At 65.2% G+C, this 22,209-nt stretch carries 25 protein-coding genes; 9 read left to right on the forward strand and 16 right to left on the reverse strand.

Annotated features, from left to right (window positions below; genetic code table 11):
- Positions 1 to 27 precede the first annotated feature (27 nt).
- Genes G6P99_RS20795 through G6P99_RS20810 form a run of 4 tightly spaced genes read right to left on the reverse strand, consistent with a single transcriptional unit; the run spans position 28 to position 2,679 of the window.
- Positions 28 to 984, reverse strand: coding sequence for an alpha/beta fold hydrolase (locus G6P99_RS20795; protein WP_198031118.1), 957 nt, complete (start codon positions 982 to 984; stop codon positions 28 to 30).
- Between the two features lie 14 nt (positions 985 to 998).
- Positions 999 to 1,436, reverse strand: a complete 438-nt coding sequence (locus G6P99_RS20800) for a GlcG/HbpS family heme-binding protein (RefSeq protein WP_029078712.1) — start codon at positions 1,434 to 1,436, stop codon at positions 999 to 1,001.
- 49 nt (positions 1,437 to 1,485) lie between these two features.
- Positions 1,486 to 1,881 (reverse strand): DUF427 domain-containing protein, encoded by a 396-nt coding sequence (locus G6P99_RS20805; protein WP_029078713.1) that lies wholly within the window; start codon positions 1,879 to 1,881, stop codon positions 1,486 to 1,488.
- A 54-nt stretch (positions 1,882 to 1,935) separates the two neighbouring features.
- Positions 1,936 to 2,679, reverse strand: a complete 744-nt coding sequence (locus tag G6P99_RS20810) for an SDR family NAD(P)-dependent oxidoreductase (protein WP_029078714.1) — start codon at positions 2,677 to 2,679, stop codon at positions 1,936 to 1,938.
- A 116-nt stretch (positions 2,680 to 2,795) separates the two neighbouring features.
- Here G6P99_RS20810 and G6P99_RS20815 point away from each other — a divergent pair, with 116 nt between their 5' ends.
- A complete protein-coding gene (locus tag G6P99_RS20815; protein ID WP_063618913.1) occupies positions 2,796 to 3,740 on the forward strand; it encodes a LysR family transcriptional regulator in 945 nt (314 codons plus the stop codon).
- 1,021 nt (positions 3,741 to 4,761) lie between these two features.
- Positions 4,762 to 5,238 carry a VOC family protein gene (locus tag G6P99_RS20820; RefSeq protein ID WP_029078715.1) on the forward strand — a complete coding sequence of 159 codons (477 nt, stop codon included), beginning with the start codon at positions 4,762 to 4,764 and terminating at the stop codon, positions 5,236 to 5,238.
- Between the two features lie 127 nt (positions 5,239 to 5,365).
- On the opposite strand, the gene G6P99_RS20825 is transcribed toward G6P99_RS20820, so the two are convergent.
- From G6P99_RS20825 to G6P99_RS20845, 5 genes are all read right to left on the reverse strand, one after another.
- A complete protein-coding gene (locus tag G6P99_RS20825) occupies positions 5,366 to 5,863 on the reverse strand; it encodes a peptide deformylase (RefSeq protein ID WP_029078716.1) in 498 nt (165 codons plus the stop codon).
- A gap of 69 nt (positions 5,864 to 5,932) precedes the next feature.
- On the reverse strand, positions 5,933 to 6,805 hold the full coding sequence (locus G6P99_RS20830) for a bifunctional helix-turn-helix transcriptional regulator/GNAT family N-acetyltransferase (protein ID WP_029078717.1): 873 nt from the start codon (positions 6,803 to 6,805) through the stop codon (positions 5,933 to 5,935).
- Between the two features lie 78 nt (positions 6,806 to 6,883).
- Positions 6,884 to 7,351 carry a carboxymuconolactone decarboxylase family protein gene (locus tag G6P99_RS20835; protein ID WP_029078718.1) on the reverse strand — a complete coding sequence of 156 codons (468 nt, stop codon included), beginning with the start codon at positions 7,349 to 7,351 and terminating at the stop codon, positions 6,884 to 6,886.
- A gap of 80 nt (positions 7,352 to 7,431) precedes the next feature.
- On the reverse strand, positions 7,432 to 8,292 hold the full coding sequence (locus G6P99_RS20840; RefSeq protein WP_029078719.1) for a DMT family transporter: 861 nt from the start codon (positions 8,290 to 8,292) through the stop codon (positions 7,432 to 7,434).
- The gene (locus G6P99_RS20845; RefSeq protein ID WP_051346032.1) at positions 8,289 to 8,795 is read right to left on the reverse strand and encodes a MarR family winged helix-turn-helix transcriptional regulator; all 507 of its coding nucleotides are present in this window, start codon (positions 8,793 to 8,795) and stop codon (positions 8,289 to 8,291) included. Before G6P99_RS20845 ends, G6P99_RS20840 begins: the two co-directional genes overlap by 4 nt.
- A gap of 215 nt (positions 8,796 to 9,010) precedes the next feature.
- Here G6P99_RS20845 and G6P99_RS20850 point away from each other — a divergent pair, with 215 nt between their 5' ends.
- Positions 9,011 to 9,808, forward strand: a complete 798-nt coding sequence (locus tag G6P99_RS20850; protein ID WP_156928390.1) for a DUF899 domain-containing protein — start codon at positions 9,011 to 9,013, stop codon at positions 9,806 to 9,808.
- Positions 9,809 to 9,843: 35 nt separating this feature from the next.
- Here G6P99_RS20850 and G6P99_RS20855 read toward each other — a convergent pair whose 3' ends face one another.
- The gene (locus G6P99_RS20855) at positions 9,844 to 10,746 is read right to left on the reverse strand and encodes a LysR family transcriptional regulator (protein WP_029078722.1); all 903 of its coding nucleotides are present in this window, start codon (positions 10,744 to 10,746) and stop codon (positions 9,844 to 9,846) included.
- A gap of 99 nt (positions 10,747 to 10,845) precedes the next feature.
- Between G6P99_RS20855 and G6P99_RS20860 the strand changes: the two genes are divergently transcribed.
- Positions 10,846 to 11,403, forward strand: a complete 558-nt coding sequence (locus tag G6P99_RS20860; RefSeq protein ID WP_051346033.1) for a GNAT family N-acetyltransferase — start codon at positions 10,846 to 10,848, stop codon at positions 11,401 to 11,403.
- Complete coding sequence (locus tag G6P99_RS20865) at positions 11,400 to 12,593, forward strand: MFS transporter (RefSeq protein WP_029078724.1); 1,194 nt, start codon at positions 11,400 to 11,402, stop codon at positions 12,591 to 12,593. The genes G6P99_RS20860 and G6P99_RS20865 overlap by 4 nt, the downstream gene beginning before the upstream one ends.
- Before the next feature lies 1 nt (position 12,594).
- Here G6P99_RS20865 and G6P99_RS20870 read toward each other — a convergent pair whose 3' ends face one another.
- Positions 12,595 to 14,034 carry an MFS transporter gene (locus G6P99_RS20870; protein WP_156928392.1) on the reverse strand — a complete coding sequence of 480 codons (1,440 nt, stop codon included), beginning with the start codon at positions 14,032 to 14,034 and terminating at the stop codon, positions 12,595 to 12,597.
- On the opposite strand from G6P99_RS20870, the gene G6P99_RS20875 reads away from it, so the two are divergent.
- On the forward strand, positions 14,018 to 15,088 hold the full coding sequence (locus tag G6P99_RS20875; RefSeq protein ID WP_246709593.1) for a LysR family transcriptional regulator: 1,071 nt from the start codon (positions 14,018 to 14,020) through the stop codon (positions 15,086 to 15,088). The genes G6P99_RS20870 and G6P99_RS20875 overlap by 17 nt on opposite strands.
- 12 nt (positions 15,089 to 15,100) lie before the next feature.
- Here the strand turns inward: G6P99_RS20875 and G6P99_RS20880 are convergent, their stop codons facing one another.
- On the reverse strand, positions 15,101 to 16,009 hold the full coding sequence (locus G6P99_RS20880; protein ID WP_165123347.1) for a LysR family transcriptional regulator: 909 nt from the start codon (positions 16,007 to 16,009) through the stop codon (positions 15,101 to 15,103).
- 214 nt (positions 16,010 to 16,223) lie between these two features.
- On the opposite strand from G6P99_RS20880, the gene G6P99_RS20885 reads away from it, so the two are divergent.
- A complete protein-coding gene (locus G6P99_RS20885) occupies positions 16,224 to 17,741 on the forward strand; it encodes an MFS transporter (RefSeq protein ID WP_029078728.1) in 1,518 nt (505 codons plus the stop codon).
- A gap of 49 nt (positions 17,742 to 17,790) precedes the next feature.
- On the opposite strand, the gene G6P99_RS20890 is transcribed toward G6P99_RS20885, so the two are convergent.
- Together G6P99_RS20890 and G6P99_RS20895 are read right to left on the reverse strand one after the other, a co-directional pair.
- The gene (locus G6P99_RS20890) at positions 17,791 to 18,195 is read right to left on the reverse strand and encodes a cupin domain-containing protein (protein WP_029078729.1); all 405 of its coding nucleotides are present in this window, start codon (positions 18,193 to 18,195) and stop codon (positions 17,791 to 17,793) included.
- A gap of 93 nt (positions 18,196 to 18,288) precedes the next feature.
- A complete protein-coding gene (locus tag G6P99_RS20895; protein ID WP_029078730.1) occupies positions 18,289 to 18,690 on the reverse strand; it encodes an Ohr family peroxiredoxin in 402 nt (133 codons plus the stop codon).
- Positions 18,691 to 18,838: 148 nt separating this feature from the next.
- Between G6P99_RS20895 and G6P99_RS20900 the strand changes: the two genes are divergently transcribed.
- A complete protein-coding gene (locus G6P99_RS20900; RefSeq protein WP_029078731.1) occupies positions 18,839 to 19,306 on the forward strand; it encodes a MarR family winged helix-turn-helix transcriptional regulator in 468 nt (155 codons plus the stop codon).
- 156 nt (positions 19,307 to 19,462) lie between these two features.
- Complete coding sequence (locus G6P99_RS20905; RefSeq protein WP_029078732.1) at positions 19,463 to 19,909, forward strand: EF-hand domain-containing protein; 447 nt, start codon at positions 19,463 to 19,465, stop codon at positions 19,907 to 19,909.
- Positions 19,910 to 19,917: 8 nt separating this feature from the next.
- On the opposite strand, the gene G6P99_RS20910 is transcribed toward G6P99_RS20905, so the two are convergent.
- Positions 19,918 to 21,255 carry an ATP-binding protein gene (locus tag G6P99_RS20910; RefSeq protein ID WP_029078733.1) on the reverse strand — a complete coding sequence of 446 codons (1,338 nt, stop codon included), beginning with the start codon at positions 21,253 to 21,255 and terminating at the stop codon, positions 19,918 to 19,920.
- A complete protein-coding gene (locus G6P99_RS20915) occupies positions 21,252 to 21,998 on the reverse strand; it encodes a response regulator (RefSeq protein WP_245284531.1) in 747 nt (248 codons plus the stop codon). Before G6P99_RS20915 ends, G6P99_RS20910 begins: the two co-directional genes overlap by 4 nt.
- Positions 21,999 to 22,209: the final 211 nt, after the last annotated feature.

The following is a 22,209-nucleotide window of genomic DNA, read 5'->3' on the forward strand; positions in this document are numbered from 1 at the left end:
CGAGTGCAGCGTTTCGCTGTGAGCCAGCTAAATTCCTTTGGTCGAGACGATGGAGGGGAACGGCAGCCGTTCGGATGGCCGCAGATTCGTATCGTCGCCCTGCAATCCCGATCTGAGGAACTGGTCGGCGTGTGATACGAAGAGTTCCGGGTACTGGTAGAGCGATCCGTGATTTGCATCCGGGTAGAGGATCAGTTGCGCGTTCGCTAGATTCTGCTGCAGGACATAAGAGTTCACCGTGGGCACGATGACATCGTTGCTACCTTGCACGATCAGCGTTGGCTGACGGATATCTCTCAGATGGTCGAAGACGCTCTCGGCCGGCGCGATATATTTGCCGATCGCTTCGCGCTGCGCCGCCGCGGCTTCTTCGCTCACCTCGGGGTCGCGATCCCGACGGAGGAGCTTGCGTTTCAGAAAGGCAAGGCCAGCGGCCCGGCTCGAAGCGGACGGCGAGAAGTGAACCGCAAGCCAGAGGTGCTCGGGCGGATCGTAGGTGCCGCCAAAGATCTCAGCGGATTTACTCGTTGACATATCGGCGCCGCGCGGCCCGGTGCCGACAAGAATGAGCCGGCGTACGAGATCGGGAGCCTGCACGGCGATTTCCTGAGCGACCATGCCGCCGATGGAAAAACCGAGCACGTCGACCTTGGCAAGTCCGAGAGCCTTGATGAAGGCGATGGCGTTTGCCCCCATCTCCTGAAAGCTCGTCGGGACCTGCCCGGAACTGCTGGAAACACCCGCGTTATTGAAAAGAATGACCTCGCGGTTCTTGGCCAGGCCGTCGGTGACGGCTGGATCCCAGTAATCCATGGTCCCGCGGAAATGCTGGTTGAAGACCAGCGGCACGCTGCCTGTCTTGCCAAAACGGCGATAGGCGAAACGGATGCCGTTGGCCTCGACGAATTGTGTTGGCGCGGTCTGGTGGGTGTGAGTCATGTCTTGGCGCGGATGAATCATTTCTGGACGGGTGTGGATCACCATGATCCGAGCCTCGATTATTCAGTCAGTATCGCATCGGGCACGAGCGCAAGGGCGGCTTTCGCGCAATCGACGTCATGCTGCACAGTTGGAGCCCCGCTCACCCCAATTGCCCCAACGATTTCTTCGCCCACCTTGATGGGAAACCCTCCTCCGTACGCCGCCACGCGTGCAAGCGTGGGGATTCCAGCCAGAAGCGACGGGTCGCGCTGGATGAAGTTGAAAAAATCCTGCGTGGAGACGCCGAACAGAGCCGTGTACGCCTTGTTGTGCGCAATCTCGATGGAGAGGATCGGGGCCCCATCCATTCGGCTAAAGGCCTTGAGATTGCCGCCGTCATCGAGAATCGCGATGTTCTCGGAGACGCCCATTTGTCTGGCTTTCGTCACCGCTTGATCGATCATCTTCTGTGCCAGCTCAGAAGAAATGCTGTACTTCCTCACCACGTCGGCCATCGGACTCCTCCCACCAATTTCGCTAACCCGCCCTGCGAACTGCCCGATCTCAGGGGCGTTCTTCGATCGCGTCGACGCGATCGGGGTAAAAGGCCAGGTGGTCCTTGATGGACACCACCGCCGGGTAGGGCGCCTCATACGTCCAGACGGCGTTGGTCGAACGCTCGCCGCCGGGCGGAATGCTGAAATAGGCGCAGTCGCCTTTATAGGGACAGTAGGTGGAGTGATCTGTTCGCTGAAGGAGCGCCATGTCGACGTCCTTGCGCGGAATATAGTGGACGACCAGATAGGCGGCCTCACGGAGCGTCAACGCGTCCCGCGTGTGGGCAATGACGCGGCCCGCCACCGAGATCACAACCTGATGGGGATTGCGCTCGATCGCGATTGGATGATCCGGCCCCGGAACCTTGATCGACTTGGTGGGTGCATCTTTGATCTGTTGCATGATTTATCCTTTGGATGGTTCAGCGCGACGCGAACCTTCGCGCCCAGACCGGAGTTAGTGGCTCTTGCCACCATCGACATTGAGGACATGACCGGTGATGTATGACGCTTCGTCCGACGCGATGAAGACGATCGCGTTGGCAAGCTCCTCCGAGAGGCCAAGGCGAGCCATCGGAACGGTCGTCACCAGAGCCGCCTTGTTGTCCGGCGTGCCGGTGAAGCGGGTCAGCATGCCGGTGTCCGTCGGGCCGGGCGCAACCGCGTTCACGCGGATTCCGGATTTCGCGAGCTCGAGCGCCACCGACTTTGTGATGCCTTCGACGGCGTGCTTGCTGCCGACATAGATCGAGGCCCCCGCCGCGCCCTCGTGCCCATAAGTCGAGGAGATGTTGATGATAGTGCCGCTGCGCTGTCTCTGCATGACGCGCGCTTCGTGCTTCATGCTTAGGATCACGCCGAGAACATTGGTGTCGAACGTCGCGGCATAGCTCTCGGCGGTCTGGTCCGTGATCGGGCCGGGTCGGCCTTCGGTGCCGGCGTTGTTGACCGCAACATCCAGCCGGCCAAACCGCGCGACGGTCTTGTCGACGAGGGAGCGGATGTCATCTTCCTTGCGGACATCGGCGTTGATGAACTCGGCCTCCGCACCGAGGTCACGCAGCTCGCTCGCCAACGCCTTGCCGGCCTCGTCGCGCCGGCCGGCAACGACGACTTTCGCGCCCTTCCTGGCGAAAGCTATGGCTGCGGCGCGCCCGATGCCGGTAAGTCCACCTGTGATCAAGACGACGGGGTTGCTCATGGATCCAATCCTTCATTGCGTTGAGTTGGACCGAAGATGAGCTCCCCCGCAGGCTTGAAAAATGGGCTGTAGTTCCAAACATATCGGACTTGGTTGTCCGCAATGGAGCTGCGGGGATGGACAGTCTGGGATCGCTACATGCCTTCGTTCAGGCCGCGGAAGCCCGAAGCTTCACGGTTGCGGGACGGCAACTCGGCGTGTCGTCGTCGGCGATCGGCAAGGCGGTGGCGCGGATGGAGGAACGACTCGGTGTGCGTCTCTTTCATCGCAGCACGCGCAGCATCACGCTGACCGTGGAGGGGGCCCTGTTTCTCGAACGCTGCCGGCGCATCTTTTCTGAGATCGAAGCGGCCGAGTTCGAACTGTCGCAGACGAAGGACGCGCCGCGCGGCACACTGCGTGTCGGCCTGCCGTTGGCCGGCATTCTGCTGATGCCCACTCTCGTCGCGTTCATGCGGGCCTATCCAGAGATCCTGCTGGATCTCGATTTCAGCGATCGAGTGGTCGATGTGATCGAGGAGGGCTTCGACGCCGTGGTGCGCTTCGCCGATTCCGGCGACTCGCGTCTGATGTCCCGGGCGTTGGGCCTATATCGCCGACGACTCGTGGCGGCCCCGGCCTACCTGGTGGCGAGGGGTGTTCCCCTGACCCCGGACGACCTCAAGGCTCATGCCTGTCTGCACCACAAGTTTCCGACCAGCGGAAAGTTCGAGCGCTGGCCGCTGCGGCCCGAGCATGCCGGCGTCGAGAGGGACCTGCCCAGAACGGCCGTGGCAAGTACGCTCGAGCCAATCATCTTCATGGCCGAACAAGGCTTGGGCATCGCCTACCTGCCGGACTTCGCCATCAGCAGGCAACTTCGTGAGGGCCTCCTCGTCACGGTGCTCGACGACTACACTGACCGCTCGGGGCCGCTGCGGGTCCTATGGCCGTCGAACCGGCACCTCGCTCCCAAGCTCCGCGTGTTTGTCGACTTTCTCGCCGCGAACCTCATCCCCGCCGTCGAAGGCGAAGCAAGGGCAGCTCGACAAGTTGCGGGGCAACAAACGTTACCCGGATGAGCGTCGCGAGATCTGAGGCTCGTCCGCGCAACGCGCTCCGTTACGCGATTGATTTGCGTCGGGTGACGCAAATCAAATCTCGCTCCTCCGCCTCCGACAAATCACCCCGACGGGCAACTCAGCAAAACCTGTCAATCCCGCGATAAGAAAATATTCCGCTTGGCGTTTCACCCAACTCAGATGTTCAATTGGCGTGTCCCACCCGATCGAGGGGCGTTTCGCGATCGTCACGAGCGCGGTGTGGGATGCGGTGGACGCGGAGCGTGTGACTGACGAGAGCACGCGAAGCGGACGGCGAAGTCGTGTGGTCCTGACGCCCTAGCGGCAGGTGTCTTCTCGCGGAATGCGAACGCGTCTTGCGAGGGCGGTGACAAGCAAGCCCAGTCTCGCCGGGGAGAGCACGAAGTAAGCCGCACAACCATCGCGCAGGGAAGGCCGGGATGTCCCGGTTACACCTGTGGTCCTACCCCCGTGCTTTCCACCTTTGCACGGGGCCCATGGGTGCGATCGGCACCCGGTCTTCCCTGCGCCCTCTGCAAGAGAGGGCGGAACGAAGAGCAAAGCTCGGGCAATTCATGTCGCGAGGATGCGAAAGTACGCCCCCATCCACATCTGTCATCGCCCGGCTCGACCGGGCGATCCAGTACGCCGCGGCCTCTCGGCTCAAGCACAGGCGTCTCTGGAATACTGGATCACCCGAATGCGCAGGTGATGACACCGCGTGGTGCGACAACTTGAATCGAGAACCATCCTCATCGTCGTCCTGGCGGAAGCCAGGACCCATTACCCCAAATGCCAATTGTTATGCGACGCTGGGGCCATGATCTCGTTCATCATCAAATTCGGTGGTTATGGGTTCTGGCTCCCGTGCGCAATTGCGCACCAGGCCAGGATGACAGTGGTGCAAGCAGAGGCGGCGCTGCGACAAACGCCATCCTGCAAATTATTTTCATCAGCTTGGCGCTGCGGTGTCGGCTGGCGTCTTCGCCAATCGTCCTTCGCCCATACAAGGAGACTGCAAATGACCGATCTCGTCACATGCCTTTGGTTCGATCAGGGCCGGGCGCGCGAAGCGGCGGAGTTTTACGCCGCGACATTCCCCGACAGCCATGTCGATGCGGGCCACCCATCGCCGATACCGGGTATCGGGCAGGGCGACGAGCTGACCGTGGAGTTTACGGTGCTTGGCCGCCGCTTCGTCGGGCTGAACGGCGGCTCCAACTACACGCCGAACGAGGCGGTGAGCTTCATGGTGCTGACCGACAGCCAGGACGAGACCGATCGCTACTGGAATGCGATCACCACAGGTGGCGGCAAGGAATTGCCGTGCGGCTGGTGCCGGGATCGCTGGGGCTTTGCCTGGCAGATCACGCCGAAGCGGCTGCTCGCGCTCGTCAACGGGGCTGACCGCGCCGCCGGGAAGTGCGCGATGGAGGCGATGATGACGATGACGAAGATCGACATCGCCGCGATCGAGCGTGCGGCGGTGAATGCGTAGGGTGGATTAGGCGAAGGCGTAATACACCATGCTGTTGGGTTTTGGTCCATATGGCGGGTTACGCGGAGCCTGTCATCGGGCCGCACTTCGCGCGGACCCGTTGGCTAACCCGCGCTACGATTCCGGCCTAACCGCGCGACAGCTTCTCGTATCGCTTGATCAGGCGCTCCCGCTTCAGGCGGGACAGCCGCCTGATCCAGAACACGCCGTCGAGCTGATCGATCTCGTGCTGATGGCACACCGCACGCAGGCCGTCCGATTCCTCGGTGTGCATGTTGCCATCGGTGTCCTGATAGCGGATCCGGAGGCGCGCGTGCCGCTCGACCTCGTCATTGACGCCGGGCATCGAGACGCTGCCTTCCTTGTGCAGGATCATCTCGCCCGACGCCCAGATGATCTCCGGATTGACATAGGTCCGCGGCCCCTCGGCTGTGTCGAGCTCGAGCACCACGACCCGCAGCGCCACGCCAATATGCGGCGCGGTGATGCCGATACCCGGCGCCGCATGCATGGTCTCGAGCAGGTCGGCCGCCAGCTCGCGCAGCGCGTCGTCGAACAGGCTCACCGGCTCGGCCGGGAGCGCAAGCCGCGGATCGGGATAGCGGACGATGGGGCGGATGGTCATGCCAGCGTCTTAGGCCAGCGCGCGGCGCCGGACAATACGCGCGTGCAAGGGCTCAACTCGCCGCGCCGCTCAGAGACGTTTTTCGAAGAACAGATCGGGGTAGGGGTCGTCGTTGAAGCGCGGGATCTCGGTCCAGCCGCTCCGGCGATAGAGCTGGCCGGCTTCCGCCAGCGCGCTGTTGGTGTCGAGCCGCAGCACCGCAATGCCGAGCTCCCGCGCGGCGCGCTCAGACGCGTCCATCAGGCGGCGGCCGAGGCCGAGCCCGCGCGCGGCCGGCGCGACCCAGAGCCGCTTGATCTCCGCGAATTCGCCGCTGCTGCCCTTCAGCCCGACGCAGCCGAGCGGCAGGCCGTCCGACATCGCCACGATGAAGCTGCCGCGCGGACGCACCATGTCCTTGGCATCGGGATCGCGCGACAGCTTGACGTCAAAGCCCTGTTTGAAGCGTCGCGCCAGCTCGGCGTAATATTCGCCGAGGCAGTAGCGTGCTTCCTCGCCGCGCGGATCCATCTCTCGCAGAGCGGTGCCGTCGCGCCCGAGCGCCGAGGCGATCATGTCCATCGCCGCCAGCAGCGCATCGCGTTGCGTGTGGTGGGCGAGGAAGTCCTTTGCCTGGCGGTTGGAGATCGCCTCATAGGCGTTGAACTCGCGCTTGCCCGCCGGCGTCAGCCTGGCGATGCGGCGGCGCGCGTCGTCGCCATGGGCCGTGGTCTCGATCAGCCCCTCGTCCTCGAGGCTGCGCAACAGACGGCTCATCAGGCCGGAATCGAGGCCGAGATAATCCCTGATCTCGCCCACGTCGGTGCGTCCATGCCCGATCGCGTTGAGCACGCGCGCTGCCCCGAGCGGCCGGCCGCGCCCGAGGAACGAGGTGTCGAGCGCGCCGACGGCGGAGGTCACGGCACGGTTGAAGCGGCGGACGCGGGAAACAGGGTCGAGCATATATCTGACTTTAGTCAGATATTATTTCCGCGTCAATCGCCCGCCGATCCGCTGCGTCCCTTCATGCCATGTCCGCGGTCACGCGACGGCCATCCTGACCTTGACGGTCTGCGGATCGACGAAGCCGCCGAAGCCGACCGCGATCCGGTTCCAGCCGTTGATGATGTTGATCAGCAAGGTCACCTTGACCTGCTCCTCCGCCGTGAAATGCGCCTTCAGCGTCTCGTAGGCGGCGACATGGGTGCGTTGCTCGCAGAGCCGCGTCAGCGCCTCGGTCCAGCCGAGCGCGGCGCGCTCGCGGTCGGTGTAGCAGGGCGCGTCGCGCCAGGCCGACAGCAGATAGATGCGCTGCTCGGTCTCGCCCTCGTCGCGGGCGAACGTCGTGTGCAAATTGATGCAGTTGGCGCAGCCATTGATCTGGGAGGCGCGGATCTTGATGAGCTCGGCGAGCCGCGGCCCGAGGCTGGCCGCGATCGCGACGGAGGCGTCGAACCAGATCTTCATGATCCTGGGGGCGGCGGCGAGGGGATCAAGTCTGACAGTCATGCTGGGTTCCTCGGTGTTGTCCGACATCAAGACGAACGAGGAACGGCCAAAGTGACATGATGGCGAGATTTTTCTGGGATCTAGTTCCGCGCCAGCACCAGCACATTGCCGGCCAGGATCGCGCCGGCGCCGGCGAGCACCGGCCAGCCGAGTGCAAGGTGCTCGAACAGCGCGGACAGCACCAGCGCGACCAGCGGCACCAGCGCGAGCGTGTAGGCGGCGCGGCCAGGGCCGAGGCGGCGCACCAGCTCGAAATACAGCATGAAGGTGATGCAGGACGCGGCGATCGCGAGATAGAGGAAGCTTGTGAGATAAGAAAGGGAAATGTCGGCCGCAAACGGCGTGCCGGTCGCTGCGGCCCAAAGCGCGCTCGCGGCCGCGCCGACGAATGCGCCCCAGGCCAGCACGGAGACGACGGGCAGTCCGGCGCGCTGGTTGCGCGCACCGACCGTCGTTCCGGCGCCGGTCGCGACCGCCGCAGTGAGCGCCCAGGCGAAACCTGCCAGCGGCGCGGTGCCATTCGCGGCGGCGCCGGGCAGGAAGATGATGGCGAGGCCAAGGATGCCGCACAGCGCGCCCCACACGAAGCCGGAGGAGATCGGGACGCCGAGCGCGGCGCGCGCGATCACGGCCGCGAACAGCGAGGATGTCGACAGCACCAGCGCCGCAAGTCCGCTCGGCATCCGCGCGGTCGCTTCATAGAAGGCGATGAAGGCGATGGCGAAGAACAGCAGGCCCTGCAACGCGACGGCCAGGCGATCTTTTCGTGGGATCGCCAGCGGCACGCCGCGCAGCCGGCCGTAGCCGAGCAGGACGAGGCCTGCGAGCACCATGCGCAGTGCGACCGACCACGGCGCGGGCGTCACGCCGGCCTGCATCGCGGTTGCCAGCGCGCCGCCGCCCCACAGCAGTGCGGTCAGCGCGAACAGTGCGGCGGTCATGGCGCAGCGGTGTCATCGAGCAGCGCGTGCCAGCCGCCGGCGTCGATCCGTGCGCTCTCTCCCTCAAGCCTGGTGAGGGCAGAATCGAGCATCGTTCGCTCGCTCTCCGAGAGGCGCGCAAGCAGTCGCGCCTCGATCGCGCTGCCCAGCGCGGCGATCCGGTTGAAGGCGGTTCGGCCGCTGCGGGTGATGCTGACCGCGGCGAAGCGCCGATCAGTCTTCCCGGAGCGTCGCACCGCGAAGCCGAGCTCGACCAGCTGGCCGATGCCGCGGCTGACCGCGAACGGGTCGAGCGCGCAGGCGCGGCCGATCTCGGAGGCATTGGCGGCATTTCGTTCGGCGATGACGGCGAGGATGCGCCAGCCTGCCTGGCTCAGTCCAAATGTCTCGCTGTAGAAACTCTCGAGCGGGCGGGCGACCTGCGCCGCGACCAGGAACAGGCGGTAGGGCAGCCAGGCGCTGAGCTTGAGGCCATCATCGGACGCAGGGGCGGTCTGTTTCATGGGGCAGGAGGCTCGCACAAGTAATTGCAAAGTGCAAGCATATCGCAAGGATGAAGTCGGGCATCGAGGCGCATGCGGGAAAATCCCGACACACTTGTCACTCCCACCCGTCGCTGCCGCTGCGCCAGATTGCGGCATGGCCAATGACGAACGGCCGCGGACGTGGAACTGCGCCGAGGCCCCCGAGTTCGTCCAAATCGGAGATGGAGATCATCATGAGCAAATCAGCGGAAAACGATCGCGGCGGACTGGCGGCGATGCAGACCCCGCCGGTGGTGTCGCAGGAGGCGTGGGAGGCGGCGCGCCTGCAGATGCTGGTGAAGGAGAAGGCGCAGGTGCGGGCGCGTGATGCGCTCGCTGCAGAGCGGCGGCGGATGCCCTGGATGGCGGTCGATAAGCCGTATGTGTTCGAAGGACCGAACGGCAAGGTCAGCCTGCTCGATTTGTTCGAGGGCCGCCGGCAGCTGATCGTCTACCGCGCCTTCTTCGAGCCCGGCGTGTTTGGCTGGCCCGACCACGGCTGCCGCGGCTGCTCGCTCGGCGCCGATCAGGTCAGCCATCTCTCCCATCTGAACCAGCGCGACACCACGCTCGCCTACGCCTCGCGCGCGCCGCAGGCCGATATCGCGCGGCTGAAGGAGCGGATGGAGTGGGAGATGCCCTGGTACACGATCACCGACAGTTTCGATTCCGACTTCGGCGTCGCCGAGTGGCACGGCCACAACGTCTTCATTCGCGACGGCGCGCGGATCTTCCGCACCTATCTCGTCAACAGCCGCGGTGACGAATCGATGGGGACGGTCTGGAGCTATCTCGACATCACGCCGTTCGGCCGCCAGGAGCTCTGGGAAGATTCGCCGAAGGGCTATCCGCAGGGCCCGACCTACAAATGGTGGAACTGGCACGACAATTACGATGCCGAAGCCACCCCGAACGCGAAGTGGGCTGCGGTGACCGATGCCGGTGAGGCCGCATTCCGTGAGATCGCGGAGCAGGAGCGCAAGGCCACTTGATGGGGTGGGAGCAGGGAGGGCGCGCGGCGTCCTCCCTAGCGGCCGTTGTGCCTTCCGGCCGAGAGCGTCTTCAGCGCCGACAAGGCCTGCCGGAGCCCGCGATCGAGGCGTTTGTCGCGGCGGATCACGACGGCGAGCCGGCGGTACAGCTTTGGCGACAGCGACCGCACGACGAGATCGCGCTGCCTGGTCCTGGCGGGCACGGCCATGCCGGGCAGGATCGCGCAGCCAAGACCGGCACGCACCATCTCCTTGATCGCCTCGACGCTGCCGAGCGACATCAGCGGCTTCAGCGACACGCCGCCGCGCGCCAGCCATTCGTCCGCGGTGCGCCGGGTGTTGCCGCCGGGCTCGAACAAGAGAACGGGCCTGGTCGCCAGCACCTCGGGCGTGATCCGCGCCGGCAGCTGCATGTCGCGGGGCGCGATCAGCACGAACTCGTCATTCATGACCGGCGTGATCTCAAAACTTCGTCCCGACACCGGCAGCGTGACCAGCGCGATGTCGATCGTGTTGTCCTCGACGGCTCTGGCGATCTCCGCCGTGTTGCCCGTGGTGACCGTGATCTCCAGCGAGGGCAGTGCAGCGCGCAGCTCCTTCAGGATCGGCGGCAGCAGGAAGATGCAGGCGGTCGCGCCGGTGCCGAGCCGCACCCGGCCTGCCGTTCCCGTCGTCTGCTGCGCGACGGCGTCGACCGCCGATGCCACGGCCGCGTTGATCTGCTGCGCATGCGACAGCAAGGCGACGCCGGCGGCGGTCGGCCTGGCCCGCCGTCCGACCCGCTCGATCAGGGTTGCATTCAGGCTGCGCTCGAGCTGGCGCACCTGCAAACTCACCGCGGGCTGCGTCAGCTGCAGCCGCTCGGCCGCCGCGGAGAAGCTGCCGCAATCGATCACCACGGCGAAACTTTCGAGATAGTCGAGGTTGAGGCTCTTCATCAAAGTATCTCTTATGCTTTGCATAAGCTGTCAAAGCTTCACTTATATAGCGCCAGGGCGCATGCTCGAGCAACATTGACGGCTTGGGTGAGAGACGGAATGGCGGTAGGCAGCAACGGCGTCGTGGTCCGCGACGCTGCAGGTGGTGACATGGCTGACGTGCAGGGCATCTATGCCCATCACGTGCTCAACGGACTGGCGACCTTCGAGGAAGTGCCGCCGACGGTGGACGAGATGCGCAGCCGCCGGAACGCCGTGCTGGCGGCAGGGCTGCCGTATCTCGTGGCTGTCGTTGACGGCCGCGTGGCCGGCTATTCCTATGCGACATCGTATCGGCCGCGGCCGGCCTATCGCCTCACCATCGAGGACTCGGTCTACGTGTCCGACGGACTGGGTGGACGCGGCATCGGCGTGGCGCTGCTGCAGGGCTTGATCGCGCGGGCCGAAGCAGGACCCTGGCGGCAGATGCTCGCCGTGATCGGCAACAGCGGTAACGCCGGATCGATCGCGCTGCACCGTCGCATGGGCTTTCAGCCGGTGGGCACCCTGACATCGGTCGGCTTCAAGCTCGGCCAATGGGTCGACACCGTGCTGATGCAGCGGCCGCTGGGGCCGGGCGCATCAGTGCTTCCATCGGAGCAGGAGACGGCCCGGTGATCGAACGCCGGGTCGTGGCCGCCCTCGGGCTTGCGCAACTGATATCGTGGGGCGCGACCTACTACCTGATCGGCGGCTTCGGCGAGCAGATCGCCGCCGATCTCGGCTGGAGCCGCGACATCGTCTACGGCGGATTTGCCGCTGCACTTCTGGTGATGGGCGTGACGTCACCACTGGCGGGGAGATGGGTGGACGGCCGCGGCGGCCGCGAGGTCATGGTCACGGGCGCCGTGATCAACGCGCTCGGCTGCGCCGGCCTCGCTGCCTCGTATCAGGTCGCAACCTACTTCGCATCGTGGATCATCCTTGGTCTCGGCATGCGGCTGACGCTATACGATGCGGCGTTCGCGGCGCTGGCCCGGATCGGCGGACCGGAGGCGCGCCGCGCGATGTCCGGCATCACGCTGCTCGGTGGCCTGGCGGCGACGGTGTTCTGGCCGCTCGGCCATACGCTCTCGGAACATTTCGGCTGGCGCGCTGCGGTGCTGGCCTATGCCGGCCTTGCGCTGCTGACGATCCCGCTGCATCTGCTGATTCCGAACCAGCGGTTTGCCGGCGTGCCGAGCTCCAGTTCGGTAGTGCCCAAGCAGCCGCGCGCGGTCGGCCGGAGGCAGCTTGCAGCGGCAGGCGGGCTCTATGCCGTGATCATGACCGGCGCCAATTTCCTGAATGCCGGCATGTCCGCGCACATGATCGCGGTGCTCTCCGGCCTCGGGCTCACCGTCACCGTGGCGGTGTGGATCGCAACGTTCCGGGGCATCGGGCAATCCGCCGCGCGTCTCTGCGAAGTGCTGTTCGGCGGACGGATCGATCCGCTCGCGCTCAACCTGGCCGCCTGCCTGATCATGCCGCTCTCCTTCATCGCCGGCCTGTTCAGCGGGTCGTCGAAGGAGATGGGGATCGCCTTCGCGCTGCTGTACGGCGCCTGCAACGGCATTCTGACCATTACCAGGGGAACGCTGCCGCTGATCCTGTTCGATCATCGCAGCTATGGCACGTTGGTCGGCCGGCTGATTGTTCCGAGCTTCATCCTGCCGGCGGCGGCGCCGCTGGCCTATGCGATCGTGATCGACCGGCTCGGCGATGCGAGTGCGCTCTATCTCTCCACCGGCCTTGCCACGATGACATTGCTTGCGGCCGCCATGCTGAAGCTGCTGTTTCCGCCGCGTCGTGAGGACGCGAAGCAATAGCTCAACCCGCCGTCGGCTCGCGAGGCAGCCACAGCGAGAGCCAACCGCCGACGGCCAGCAGCGCCACGTTGCAGCCGAGCGCGATCGTGAAAGCGTGCGCGTAATCGTCGGTCTGCGGATGCGTCCCGAGCAGGCCGTAGAAGACGCCGCCGATCACAGCGACGCCGAGTGCCGCGCCGATCTGGAAGGTCGAGATCATCATGCCCGATGCCAGCCCGGCATGGCGCGGATCGATGCTGCCGATTACGGCCTTGATGACCGAGGGCATCACGGTGCCAAAACCGAGCCCGCCGCAGATCAGGCCGAAGGCGAGGCTTTGCGGCAGCGCGCCGCCGACCGACAGCATGACGATACCAAAGCCGATCACCTGCAACGCAAAGCCCAACGTCAGCGTGCGCGCGCCGAGCCATTGCATCACCAGCGGCGAGACGAGCGAGCTCACGAAGAAGCCTGTGGCAAAGGGCAGGGTGGCGAGACCGGCCGCCAGCGGAGACTGATGCAGGCCGCTTTGCAGGTAGACCGCAAAGGTCAGGTAGAACGACGAGAGCATGTAGAACGCGGGCGCCATCACCAGGCCGATGACGAAATCGCTGTTGCGCAGCAGATGCAGCGCGACCAGCGGGTCGCCGCCGCGGGCTTCGAGTCGCGCCTCGAAGCGGACGAAGGCGGCGAGCATCACTGGTGAGGCCAGCAGCATCGCGATGATCCACGCCGGCCAGCCGAGTTCACGGCCCTCGATCAACGGATAGACCAGAAGGCCGAGCGTGAGCGACAGCAGGATGACGCCACCAATGTCGAGCCGCTGGGCGTGCTCAGAGCGGGAGTCGGCGAGGTACAGCACGCCGCCGACGAACGCGACGAGGCCGATCGGCAGGTTGATGAGGAAGATCGCCTGCCAGGCCAATCCGAACGGACGGGCCGATACCAGAACGCCGCCCAGCACCTGGCCGCAGATGTTGGCAAGGCCGAAAGTCGCGCCGTAGAAGCCGAGCGCGCGGCCCTGTTCGGCTGCCGGAAACAGCACGCGGATCGAGGCAAGCACCTGCGGGGCCATCACCGTCGCGGTGAGGCCCTGCAGGATCCGCCCCGCGACCAGCACCGTGGGCGACCATGCAATGCCGCACAGCACCGACGCGATCGTGAAGCCGGCGACGCCGGTCAGGAACATGCGGCGACGTCCGAAGAGATCGCCGAGCCGGCCGCCGGTGATTAGGAACACCGCATAAGTCGCAGCATAGGCCGAGATGACGAACTGGACCTCGCTTGCGCTGGCACCGAGATTGTCGCGAATGGCCGGCAGCGCGAGATTGACGACATTGAAATCGAGGATCGGCAGGAAGGCGCCGGTCAGCAGCACGGGCAGGGCCAGCCACCGCCTTGGGTCGGCTGTCGCCGGCCGTGGGTCGTGCAGTTGCAACGTCTCGGTGGTCTCGCTTGTCACCTGCCATTCCTCCTCGGCAATCGGCAACGGCTCGCGTGGGGTGCGCGAGGCCGATTTAATAATGGAGAAGATGGCCTGTTCGTTTGCGATCAGGTATTATCCAGATATGGCAAATGAGTTTGCAAAAATGCACAGTGCAGGAATGCACAGCGCGCTGGACTGGAACGATCTCCGGCTCGTCCTCGCCATTGCGCGGGAGGGCAGTCTTTCGGGAGCGGCGCGCCGGCTGGGCGTCGCGCATTCGACGGTGTTTCGCCGTCTCGGCACGATCGAGCGAACGATCGGAACACGTCTGTTCGAACGCTTCCGCGACGGCTATGCGCCGACGCCTGCGGGAGAGACCGCTGCGGCATCGGCGGCCCGTCTCGAGGACGAGGTGCTCGCGCTCGAGCGCAAGCTGGCGGGACAGGACCTCAGGCCGTCGGGTCCGGTCCGGATCACAACCACCGATACGCTCGGCGCGGTCCTGATGCGGCATCTGCCGGCGATGCGGGCCGCGCATCCGGAGATTCAGCCCGAGATCGCCATCTCGAATACGATGGCGAACCTGACGCGCCGCGAGGCCGAGATTGCGATCCGGCCCACGCCTGCGCCATCCGAGCTGCTGGTCGGGCGGCGCGTGGCCGATATTGCACATGCGGTCTACGGATCGCGGGCCTATCTCGCCCGGCGCCACGACAAGGATCTGTCTGCACACGACTGGATCGGGCTCGACGACGTGCTTGCGGGAACCGTGATCGCCGGCTGGATGCGCGACAACTTTCGTTCAGCGCGGATCGCCTGCCGCGTCGATGCGCTTCCGGCGCTGCGCGACGCGGCCATCGCCGGAATGGGGCTCGCCTTGCTGCCCTGCTATGTCGGCGATCTCGCGCCCGCGCTGCGCCGCGTAACCCCGAAGACGCTTGCCGAGCCGCGATCGGCGCTGTGGCTGTTGACGCATGACGATCTCAAGCGCACCGCGCGGATCCGCGCCACCCTCGATTTTCTGGCCAAGGCGCTCGCGTCGGAGCGCGCGCTGTTCGAGGGCAAGCGCGCCGACAGCGCGCGACGCTAGTTGGCATATGGTTCAGGACCCAGCGGCTTCCGTGACGGCACGGATTTCCTCGGCTGCGCGATCTGCAGGCAGCCGATGATGCTCGCGAAAGGCACCGACGAGCGTCTTCAGCACGACGCGGGATTTTGCATCCGATAACGCCGCTAGCAGCACGATCTCGGACGGCGGAAGGGCAGGCAGGCCGAACCGGCGACTGACCTCGATTGTGCCTGCCGGTGCAAGGCGGCACGAGAACACCGATGTGGCGAGGCCGGCGGCCACCGCGTCGGCGACCGCAAAGGATCCGCAGCCGAGGAAGGTCTCCGTCCACGGGATGCCTGCCGCCGCCAGCGCCCGCGTCGCGATGTTGAGCACGCCGCAGCTTGGCGAGGAGGCGGCCAGCCGCAGCGGCTCGCCGGTGCGATGGACAAAGTCCGGCGTGGCGAACCAGCCGTAGTGATCCGTCGCCAGTATCTCGCCGTCACGGCGGTCGTCCTCGCGGCGGATGATCGCGGCGTCGATCTGGCCGCGGTCGAAGGCGTCGAGCAGGTCGCGGGAATCGTCGAGCCGGACCTCGATGGTGAGCGTAGGATCGTGCGCATGCAGCCGCGCCAGCAAGGTCGGGACTTCAGCGCCTCCGACATGGGTGGCGATGCCGAGCGAGAAGCGGCGGTGGCGCGCCGGCGACAGTCCCGCGACGGCGCGGTCATGCGCAGCGAGCAGTTCGCGCGCGGGCGCGAGAAATTCCGCGCCCTGTGCCGACAGGCGGACCAGCCGCGGTGTCCGCTCGATCAGCCTGTGGCCGACCTGGCGCTCCAGCCGCTTCAGCTTCACGCTGATCGCACCCTGCGTGGTGCCGAGTGCTTCGGCGGCGCGCGTAAAGCTCCTGAGCTCGGCGATGGTCACGAAGGTCTTCACAGCATCGACGTCAAGCGTGGTCATGTCAGTCATCCGGAATTGTTGTCTCTGAAATATCTAGTCATCCAATTCACCAATGCTCAAGCCGTGACTAGCTTTGCGCTCTGAAGCGCCGCGGCCACCCGATTCCTGCCGCTGCTGCCTCAATACATCGTGAGTCAATCGACCGACGCTGCTGCCAGCACCCTGGCAACAGCGTGCGGTATGCCGTTGGCTCGCCACAACAAAAGGCCTGATCATGTCCTCTGAACTGAGCCGCCGCGGCGCTGTCGTGCTGTCAGCCGTATGCCTTGCCTGCCTGATGTTTGGATTGGAGATCTCCAGCATCCCCGCGATCCTGCCGACGCTTGAACAGGTGCTGCATGCCGACTTCAAGGCGCTGCAATGGATCATGAACGCCTACACGATCGCGGTCACCACGGTGCTGATGGCGATCGGGACGGTGGCGGATCGCTATGGGCGCAAGCGCATCTTCTTGGTCGCGATCGCGGCGTTCGGCATCACCTCACTGATCTGCGGCGTCGCCTCGAGCGTCGAGATGCTGATCGTCGCGCGATTTCTGCAAGGGCTGAGCGGCGGTGCACTCTTGATCTGTCAGATCGCCGTGCTGTCGCATGAATTCCAGGGCGGCCGGGTGCGTGCGGTCGCCTGGGGCTGGTGGGGCGTCATCTTCGGCATCGGTCTCGGCTTCGGGCCGATCATCGGTGGCGCCGTTGCCGCGGTACTGAGCTGGGAGTGGGTGTTCCTTGTCCACGTGCTGCTCGCTGCTGTGGCGTTCGTGCTCACGATCGGCGGCGTCCATGAATCCAGGGATCCGAAGGCGAGCAGCCTCGACATCGCCGGCATCGTGACGATGTCGCTCTCCGTGTTCTGCCTCGCCTTCTACATCACGCAGGGCCCCGATCTCGGCTTCCTAGGCACGAAGGGGCTTGCGATTCTCGGTGTCTCCGTTGCGAGCTTCATCGCGTTCCTCGTTGCGGAGAAAGTCAGCCGGCGGCCGATGTTCGACTTTTCTGTGTTCCGTATTCCAGCCTTCTCCGGCTCGATCATCGGCTCGGCCGCGATGAACCTCAGCTACTGGCCGTTCATGATCTATCTGCCGATCTGGTTTCACGCCGGCCTCGGCTATGACAGCGTGTCGGCCGGTCTTGCGCTGCTCGCCTATACGCTGCCGACACTGGTGATGCCGCCCTTCGCCGAACGCCTGTCGCTGCGCTATCAGCCGGGCCTGATCATCCCAGTGGGGCTGTTCATCATCGGCACCGGATTCATGCTGATGAAGTTCGGCAGCGCCGCTGCGCAGCCCGGCTGGCTGACGATGCTGCCGGGCTGCCTGATCGCCGGAATTGGCCTCGGCATCACCAACACGCCGGTCACCAACACAACGACCGGCTCGGTGTCGAGCGACCGTGCCGGCATGGCCTCCGGGATCGACATGAGCGCGCGGATGGTCTCGCTTGCGGTCAACATCGCGCTGATGGGTTTCATCCTCGCAAGCGGGGTGCTGGCGCATCTGAAGGCGGTGCTGCCGGCGCTGGACAGCGTGCAACTGCGCGTCATCGCCGAGCGGATCGCGGCTGGTGACGTTGCAGCGTCGCCCGAGCTAACGGGCCCGATCGTGCATCAGGCGCTCGCCAGCGGCTTTGGCTGGGTGATGCTCTATGGCGGCGTCGGCGTGTGGATCATGGCCGCGACCAGTCTGCTGATCTTCAACGCGCGGCCGGTGCGGCAGGCCGAGGTTCAATGCACGAAGTGAATCTGATGTCGCCGTGCCCGCCCGTGAGGTGGCGGGCAGGCGGCTGACTTCACTTCGCGAGAGTGAGCAGCGGCTTGTCCTTCTCGACGATATACGTCGCAAGCTCGCTCGCGGTGACATTGCCGACGTTCCTCGCCGCATGGATCGTACCTGCGGGGATGAATAGCACGTCGCCGGCCTTCAGCGTCGCCGGCGGCTTGCCGTCGACGTCGTATTCGAGCGTGCCGGCGAGCACATAGATGATCTCTTCGCCCGGATGGGTGTGCCGGCCGAACGCCTTGCCGGGAGCGATGTCGACACGCACCTGGACCGCTTCACGTCCGGGCGCGCTGAGATCGTGGCGCTGAAGGTCGGTTCGCGTGATGCCGGCCGGTTGCTGGGCCTGCGCGGTTGGGATCGTCAGGAGGCTTCCAGCGATTAGGGCCGCTCTTGCGAACAGGCGCGTCGCCTTCATCAGTCTGCTGGTCATTTTGAACTCCTGTGCTTTGTCGCCCGACCGCGAGCCGGCAGCCGGCCGGCCCGCGTCGGAGGCCGTCATGCGCGTGTTTCAGACGAGCGTGGTGGTGACGTCGATGTTGCCGTGGACCGCCTTGGAGTAGGGGCAGATGCCGTGGGCGGCTTCGATCAGCTGCTGCGCAACCTCGCGCTCGACGCCGGGAACGTGGACGTTGAGGCGCGCGCTCAGGAAGAAGGCGCTACCGGCCTGGTTCAGATCGATCTCGGCGTCGACCTCGGGCTCGCTCGCGAGCTTGATCTTGCGCTGTCCGGCGGCGAGCTGGATCGCGCCGAGGTAGCAGGCCGACCAGGCGGCCGCGAACAGGTTTTCGGCGGCGGGGTGCGGCTGCGGCAGCTTGACGTCGAGGAAGCCGTCGCGCGAGCGGGCGGCACCGTTCGCTCCGGCGGTAACGTGGGTCTTCCCGGTGACGAGAACCTTGGCATTGGCGGTCATGGCGAGCTCCTTTTGGATGTAGATAGATCGTATACGATCTAATCGGATGCGTGTTGAAATAGACCTCGCGTCCGGCGGTGTCAAGCACTTCCGAGTTAATCGGATACGATTTATATTGATTCGGACTTCACGAACTCCGGAGACGCCCGTGACCCGCCCCGCCAAGGCCGACACCAAAGGCCGAAAACTCTCGAATTTTCTGTGCTTTGCGGTCTATTCGGCCAATCTGGCCTTCGGCCGCGCCTACAAGCCGATCCTGGACGCGGTCGGCCTGACCTACACCCAATACATTGCCCTGGTGGCGCTGTCGGAGGCCGACGAGCAGACCGTCAGCGCGCTCGGCGAAAAGCTGTTTCTGGAATCCAACACGCTGACGCCGATCCTCAAGAAGCTTGAGCAGAGCGGGTACATCAGCCGCGTCCGCGATCCTGCCGACGAGCGGCAGGTGCGGGTGAGCCTGACGCCGGCGGGAAGGCGCCTGCTCGACAAGGACCTCAACGCGTCCCTGATCGAGGCGACCGGACTCGGTGACGAGTTTCCAGTCGTGCAGAAGACCGTCGTCAGGCTGCGCGACAATCTGCTGCACAACACGCGCGGCGATCCGAAGAAGGGCTGATCCCGCGGCGGCAAATTGTAACGCGCTGTATCCGCACCGCGTCCTTCCGCATTTTCGCCACGGCGCAACCGGCAACTCCGGCCCGCGTTGCGATGATGCGGAGGAGGGATCAGTTTGCGCGGAAGATCGTCATCGATCTGCGGGGTGATTGCCACGATGAGCCTGCTCTGCGCGGCCATCTCGGCTGTATCGGCGCAACCGGCTCCATCAGATCAAGAGCATCGTCCGCAGCCGGGCGGAGATCGCTCGCCGGCGAGCGCAGCCGAGATCTGGGACGCCAATCGTGATGGCGTCTACACCTGCGACGAGTGGAAGGCCTATCTGGGGCGGCTGTTCGATCGTGCTGACCGCAACCACGACGGCAATCTCGCGCCTGCGGAGTTCGACGGCGTTCGCCGCGCCGGCAGCGCGCTCGCCGACGCGGATTTCGGCTATTTCGACGAGAACCAGGACGGCAAGATCACGCGCAGCGAGTTCGTCGGCAAGCCGAATGAATTCATCCTGCAGAACGACAAGAACGGCGACTGCCGCGTCACCCAGGACGAGCTCAAGAATACCGGAACGGACCAGAAGCGACCTCCCGGCAGAGGCAAGAAATCCTGACGCCCGGTCTATCCAATGGCGTCCTCGTGAAGCGGCCGACGCGACGAATGCGACCCGCTGCGATTCGGCTCCTGGCGCTGCGTTCCCGGCAGCTCAATGCGGACGAGCAGGCCGTGCGGCGCATTGTTGTGCAGCGAGAGCCCGCCGCCATGCCCGCGCACCACGGCGTCGGCGATCGAAAGGCCAAGTCCGAAGCCGCTTTTCTCATCCATGGTGCGCGCCTCGTCGCCGCGGACGAAGGGTTTCAGCATTTCGGCGCGGCGGTGTTCGGGAATCCCCGGACCGTCGTCCGCGACGTCGATGGTGGCCCGGTTGGCCGATGCGGTCAGCCGGATCTCCACCTCGCTTCCGAAGCGCAGGGCATTCTCGACCAGGTTGGTCACGGCGCGGCTGATCTCGCCGGAGCGGATCATCAGCGAAGCTCTGTTCGGGCCCTGGTAGCGCACGACATGGCCGCAATCGGAGAATTGCTCGCAGATCGTCTGCAACAGGGCGGCCACGTTGACGAGGGTCGGCTTCGCCGCGCTGCCGCCGCTGAGGAATGACAGCACGGATTCCAGCATCGCCTGCATCTGGTCGAGGTCGTGAAGGGTCTCCGCGCGGTGGGCGTCGTTCTCGATGTATTCCGATCTGAGCCGCAGCCGGGTGATCGGGGTGCGCAAATCGTGGCTGATCGCGGCGAGCATGCGCGTGCGGTCGTTCATCAGGCTGGTGATGCGTTCGCGCATCTGATTGAGCGCGACCGCCGCCGCGCGGATTTCCTCCGGGCCCGTCTCGGGAAGCGGTGCTGCCGCCTGGCTGATGCTGAAATTCTCGGCGGCGCGGGCGAACGCGGACAGCGGAGCGCTGAGCGCGCGCCCGGCCCACACGCCGAGCAGCGTGACGCTGACGAACAGGAACAGGAACGTACTCAGCCAGAATGCGCCGAAGAAGGGCGGCATTTTGGTCGGGCCGATCGTTGCCTCGAACAGGGCGCCGTCCGGCAACCGAACCGCCGCCGGTGCGGTCTTCGCGGAAAACTCATCGACATCGTCGACGGCTGGCGCATTTGCATCGTCAGACAAGCCCGGGCCAGCGTCGCGCAATGTGAAGTGCAGCCGGGGAAAGGTCCGATCGGCCGCCTGCAACAGCGTTACGCGATTGGCCGCAGGGGTCACAGCCAGAAGCTTGGCAATCAGCTGGAACTGATGGATCGGCCGGTCCGCAAACGATCGCGGTTTCTGGCTGGTGAAATACAGCCCGATCAGCGCGTGGATCAACACCAGCGAAAGCAGGATCAGCGCGGCGATCTGGCCGCTGATCCGCCGGAAGCTGAAAAGCGCGGCAATCCTGCGGGTCCAGCTCATGCGTCTTCCACATGCGGTGTGAAGATGTATCCGCCGGTCCGCACTGTCCGGATCACGGATGATCCTTCGTTCGTATCGAGCTTGCGACGCAGCCGGCTCACCAGCACATCGACGCTGCGCCCGAACGGACTGGCCGGCCGGCTGCGCGTCATGGTCAACAGGCCGTCCCGCGTCAGAATGCGGCCGGGCCGCTCGCAAAACGCTTGCAGCAGATCGAACTCCGCGCTCGTCAGCGGCACCTGGGCGCCCTCGGGATCGCGCAGCTCGCGCACGCGCAGGTCGATGGTCCAGTCCTGGAAGCGCAGCCGGGTGGCGCTCTGGCCGGAGCGCCCGGCAAGATCGGCCTGGGCCTGACGGCGCAGCACGGCGTTGATCCGCGCCAGCAGCTCGCGCGGATTGAATGGCTTGGCGAGATAATCGTCGGCTCCCATCTCGAGCCCGAGGATCCGGTCGAGGTCCTCACCTTTCGCCGTGAGCATGATGATCGGGATCGTCGAATCGCCGCGCAGGCGGCGGCACAGCGTCAGCCCATCCTCTCCCGGCAGCATCAGGTCGAGCACTACGAGATCGAGCGAATGCCCGGCAAGGTAGCGATCCATCTCGCGGCCGTTCGAGGCGGTGGCCACCAGGCAGGATTGGTCGCGCAGGTAGCGGGCAATCAAGTCTCTGGTTTGCTGATCGTCCTCGACGACCAGGATCTTTGGCGTATGTGCAAGCATGGTCCGTGTCTGGGCCCTGGTCATGATGTCATCTGGCGCGCGTTCTCGTGCGCGTTCAGCCACCAATCGACCAGCATACGCGTCGCTTGTGGGCGGCATTGTGCCTTTTCGTCAGTATAGTGTTTCTGGAGTGTAACCGGCGCCCGCCTGCCGGAAACAAGCCGGGCAAGGGCTGCGTCGCTTGGCGCTTACAGTCCCAAACCACTGGAAATAATCCCGCAACCTAGCAGCCACA

The sequence above is a fragment of the Bradyrhizobium sp. 6(2017) genome (assembly GCF_011058295.2).
GTDB lineage: Bacteria > Pseudomonadota > Alphaproteobacteria > Rhizobiales > Xanthobacteraceae > Bradyrhizobium > Bradyrhizobium septentrionale.

Bases quoted from the DNA above. Each gene is read 5' to 3' on its own strand.
- G6P99_RS20860 (WP_051346033.1), top strand. From the start codon at position 10,846: ATGGCGGTAGGCAGCAACGGCGTCGTGGTCCGCGACGCTGCAGGTGGT.
- G6P99_RS20850 (WP_156928390.1), top strand. From the start codon at position 9,011: ATGAGCAAATCAGCGGAAAACGATCGCGGCGGACTGGCGGCGATGCAG.
- G6P99_RS20915 (WP_245284531.1), bottom strand. From the start codon at position 21,998: ATGACCAGGGCCCAGACACGGACCATGCTTGCACATACGCCAAAGATC.
- G6P99_RS20845 (WP_051346032.1), bottom strand. From the start codon at position 8,795: ATGAAACAGACCGCCCCTGCGTCCGATGATGGCCTCAAGCTCAGCGCC.
- G6P99_RS20815 (WP_063618913.1), top strand. From the start codon at position 2,796: ATGGACAGTCTGGGATCGCTACATGCCTTCGTTCAGGCCGCGGAAGCC.
- G6P99_RS20885 (WP_029078728.1), top strand. From the start codon at position 16,224: ATGTCCTCTGAACTGAGCCGCCGCGGCGCTGTCGTGCTGTCAGCCGTA.
- G6P99_RS20825 (WP_029078716.1), bottom strand. From the start codon at position 5,863: ATGACCATCCGCCCCATCGTCCGCTATCCCGATCCGCGGCTTGCGCTC.
- G6P99_RS20895 (WP_029078730.1), bottom strand. From the start codon at position 18,690: ATGACCGCCAATGCCAAGGTTCTCGTCACCGGGAAGACCCACGTTACC.
- G6P99_RS20805 (WP_029078713.1), bottom strand. From the start codon at position 1,881: ATGCAACAGATCAAAGATGCACCCACCAAGTCGATCAAGGTTCCGGGG.
- G6P99_RS20910 (WP_029078733.1), bottom strand. From the start codon at position 21,255: ATGAGCTGGACCCGCAGGATTGCCGCGCTTTTCAGCTTCCGGCGGATC.
- G6P99_RS20830 (WP_029078717.1), bottom strand. From the start codon at position 6,805: ATGCTCGACCCTGTTTCCCGCGTCCGCCGCTTCAACCGTGCCGTGACC.
- G6P99_RS20810 (WP_029078714.1), bottom strand. From the start codon at position 2,679: ATGAGCAACCCCGTCGTCTTGATCACAGGTGGACTTACCGGCATCGGG.
- G6P99_RS20855 (WP_029078722.1), bottom strand. From the start codon at position 10,746: ATGAAGAGCCTCAACCTCGACTATCTCGAAAGTTTCGCCGTGGTGATC.
- G6P99_RS20800 (WP_029078712.1), bottom strand. From the start codon at position 1,436: ATGGCCGACGTGGTGAGGAAGTACAGCATTTCTTCTGAGCTGGCACAG.
- G6P99_RS20835 (WP_029078718.1), bottom strand. From the start codon at position 7,351: ATGACTGTCAGACTTGATCCCCTCGCCGCCGCCCCCAGGATCATGAAG.
- G6P99_RS20820 (WP_029078715.1), top strand. From the start codon at position 4,762: ATGACCGATCTCGTCACATGCCTTTGGTTCGATCAGGGCCGGGCGCGC.
- G6P99_RS20890 (WP_029078729.1), bottom strand. From the start codon at position 18,195: ATGAAGGCGACGCGCCTGTTCGCAAGAGCGGCCCTAATCGCTGGAAGC.
- G6P99_RS20905 (WP_029078732.1), top strand. From the start codon at position 19,463: ATGAGCCTGCTCTGCGCGGCCATCTCGGCTGTATCGGCGCAACCGGCT.
- G6P99_RS20795 (WP_198031118.1), bottom strand. From the start codon at position 984: ATGGTGATCCACACCCGTCCAGAAATGATTCATCCGCGCCAAGACATG.
- G6P99_RS20840 (WP_029078719.1), bottom strand. From the start codon at position 8,292: ATGACCGCCGCACTGTTCGCGCTGACCGCACTGCTGTGGGGCGGCGGC.
- G6P99_RS20880 (WP_165123347.1), bottom strand. From the start codon at position 16,009: ATGACCACGCTTGACGTCGATGCTGTGAAGACCTTCGTGACCATCGCC.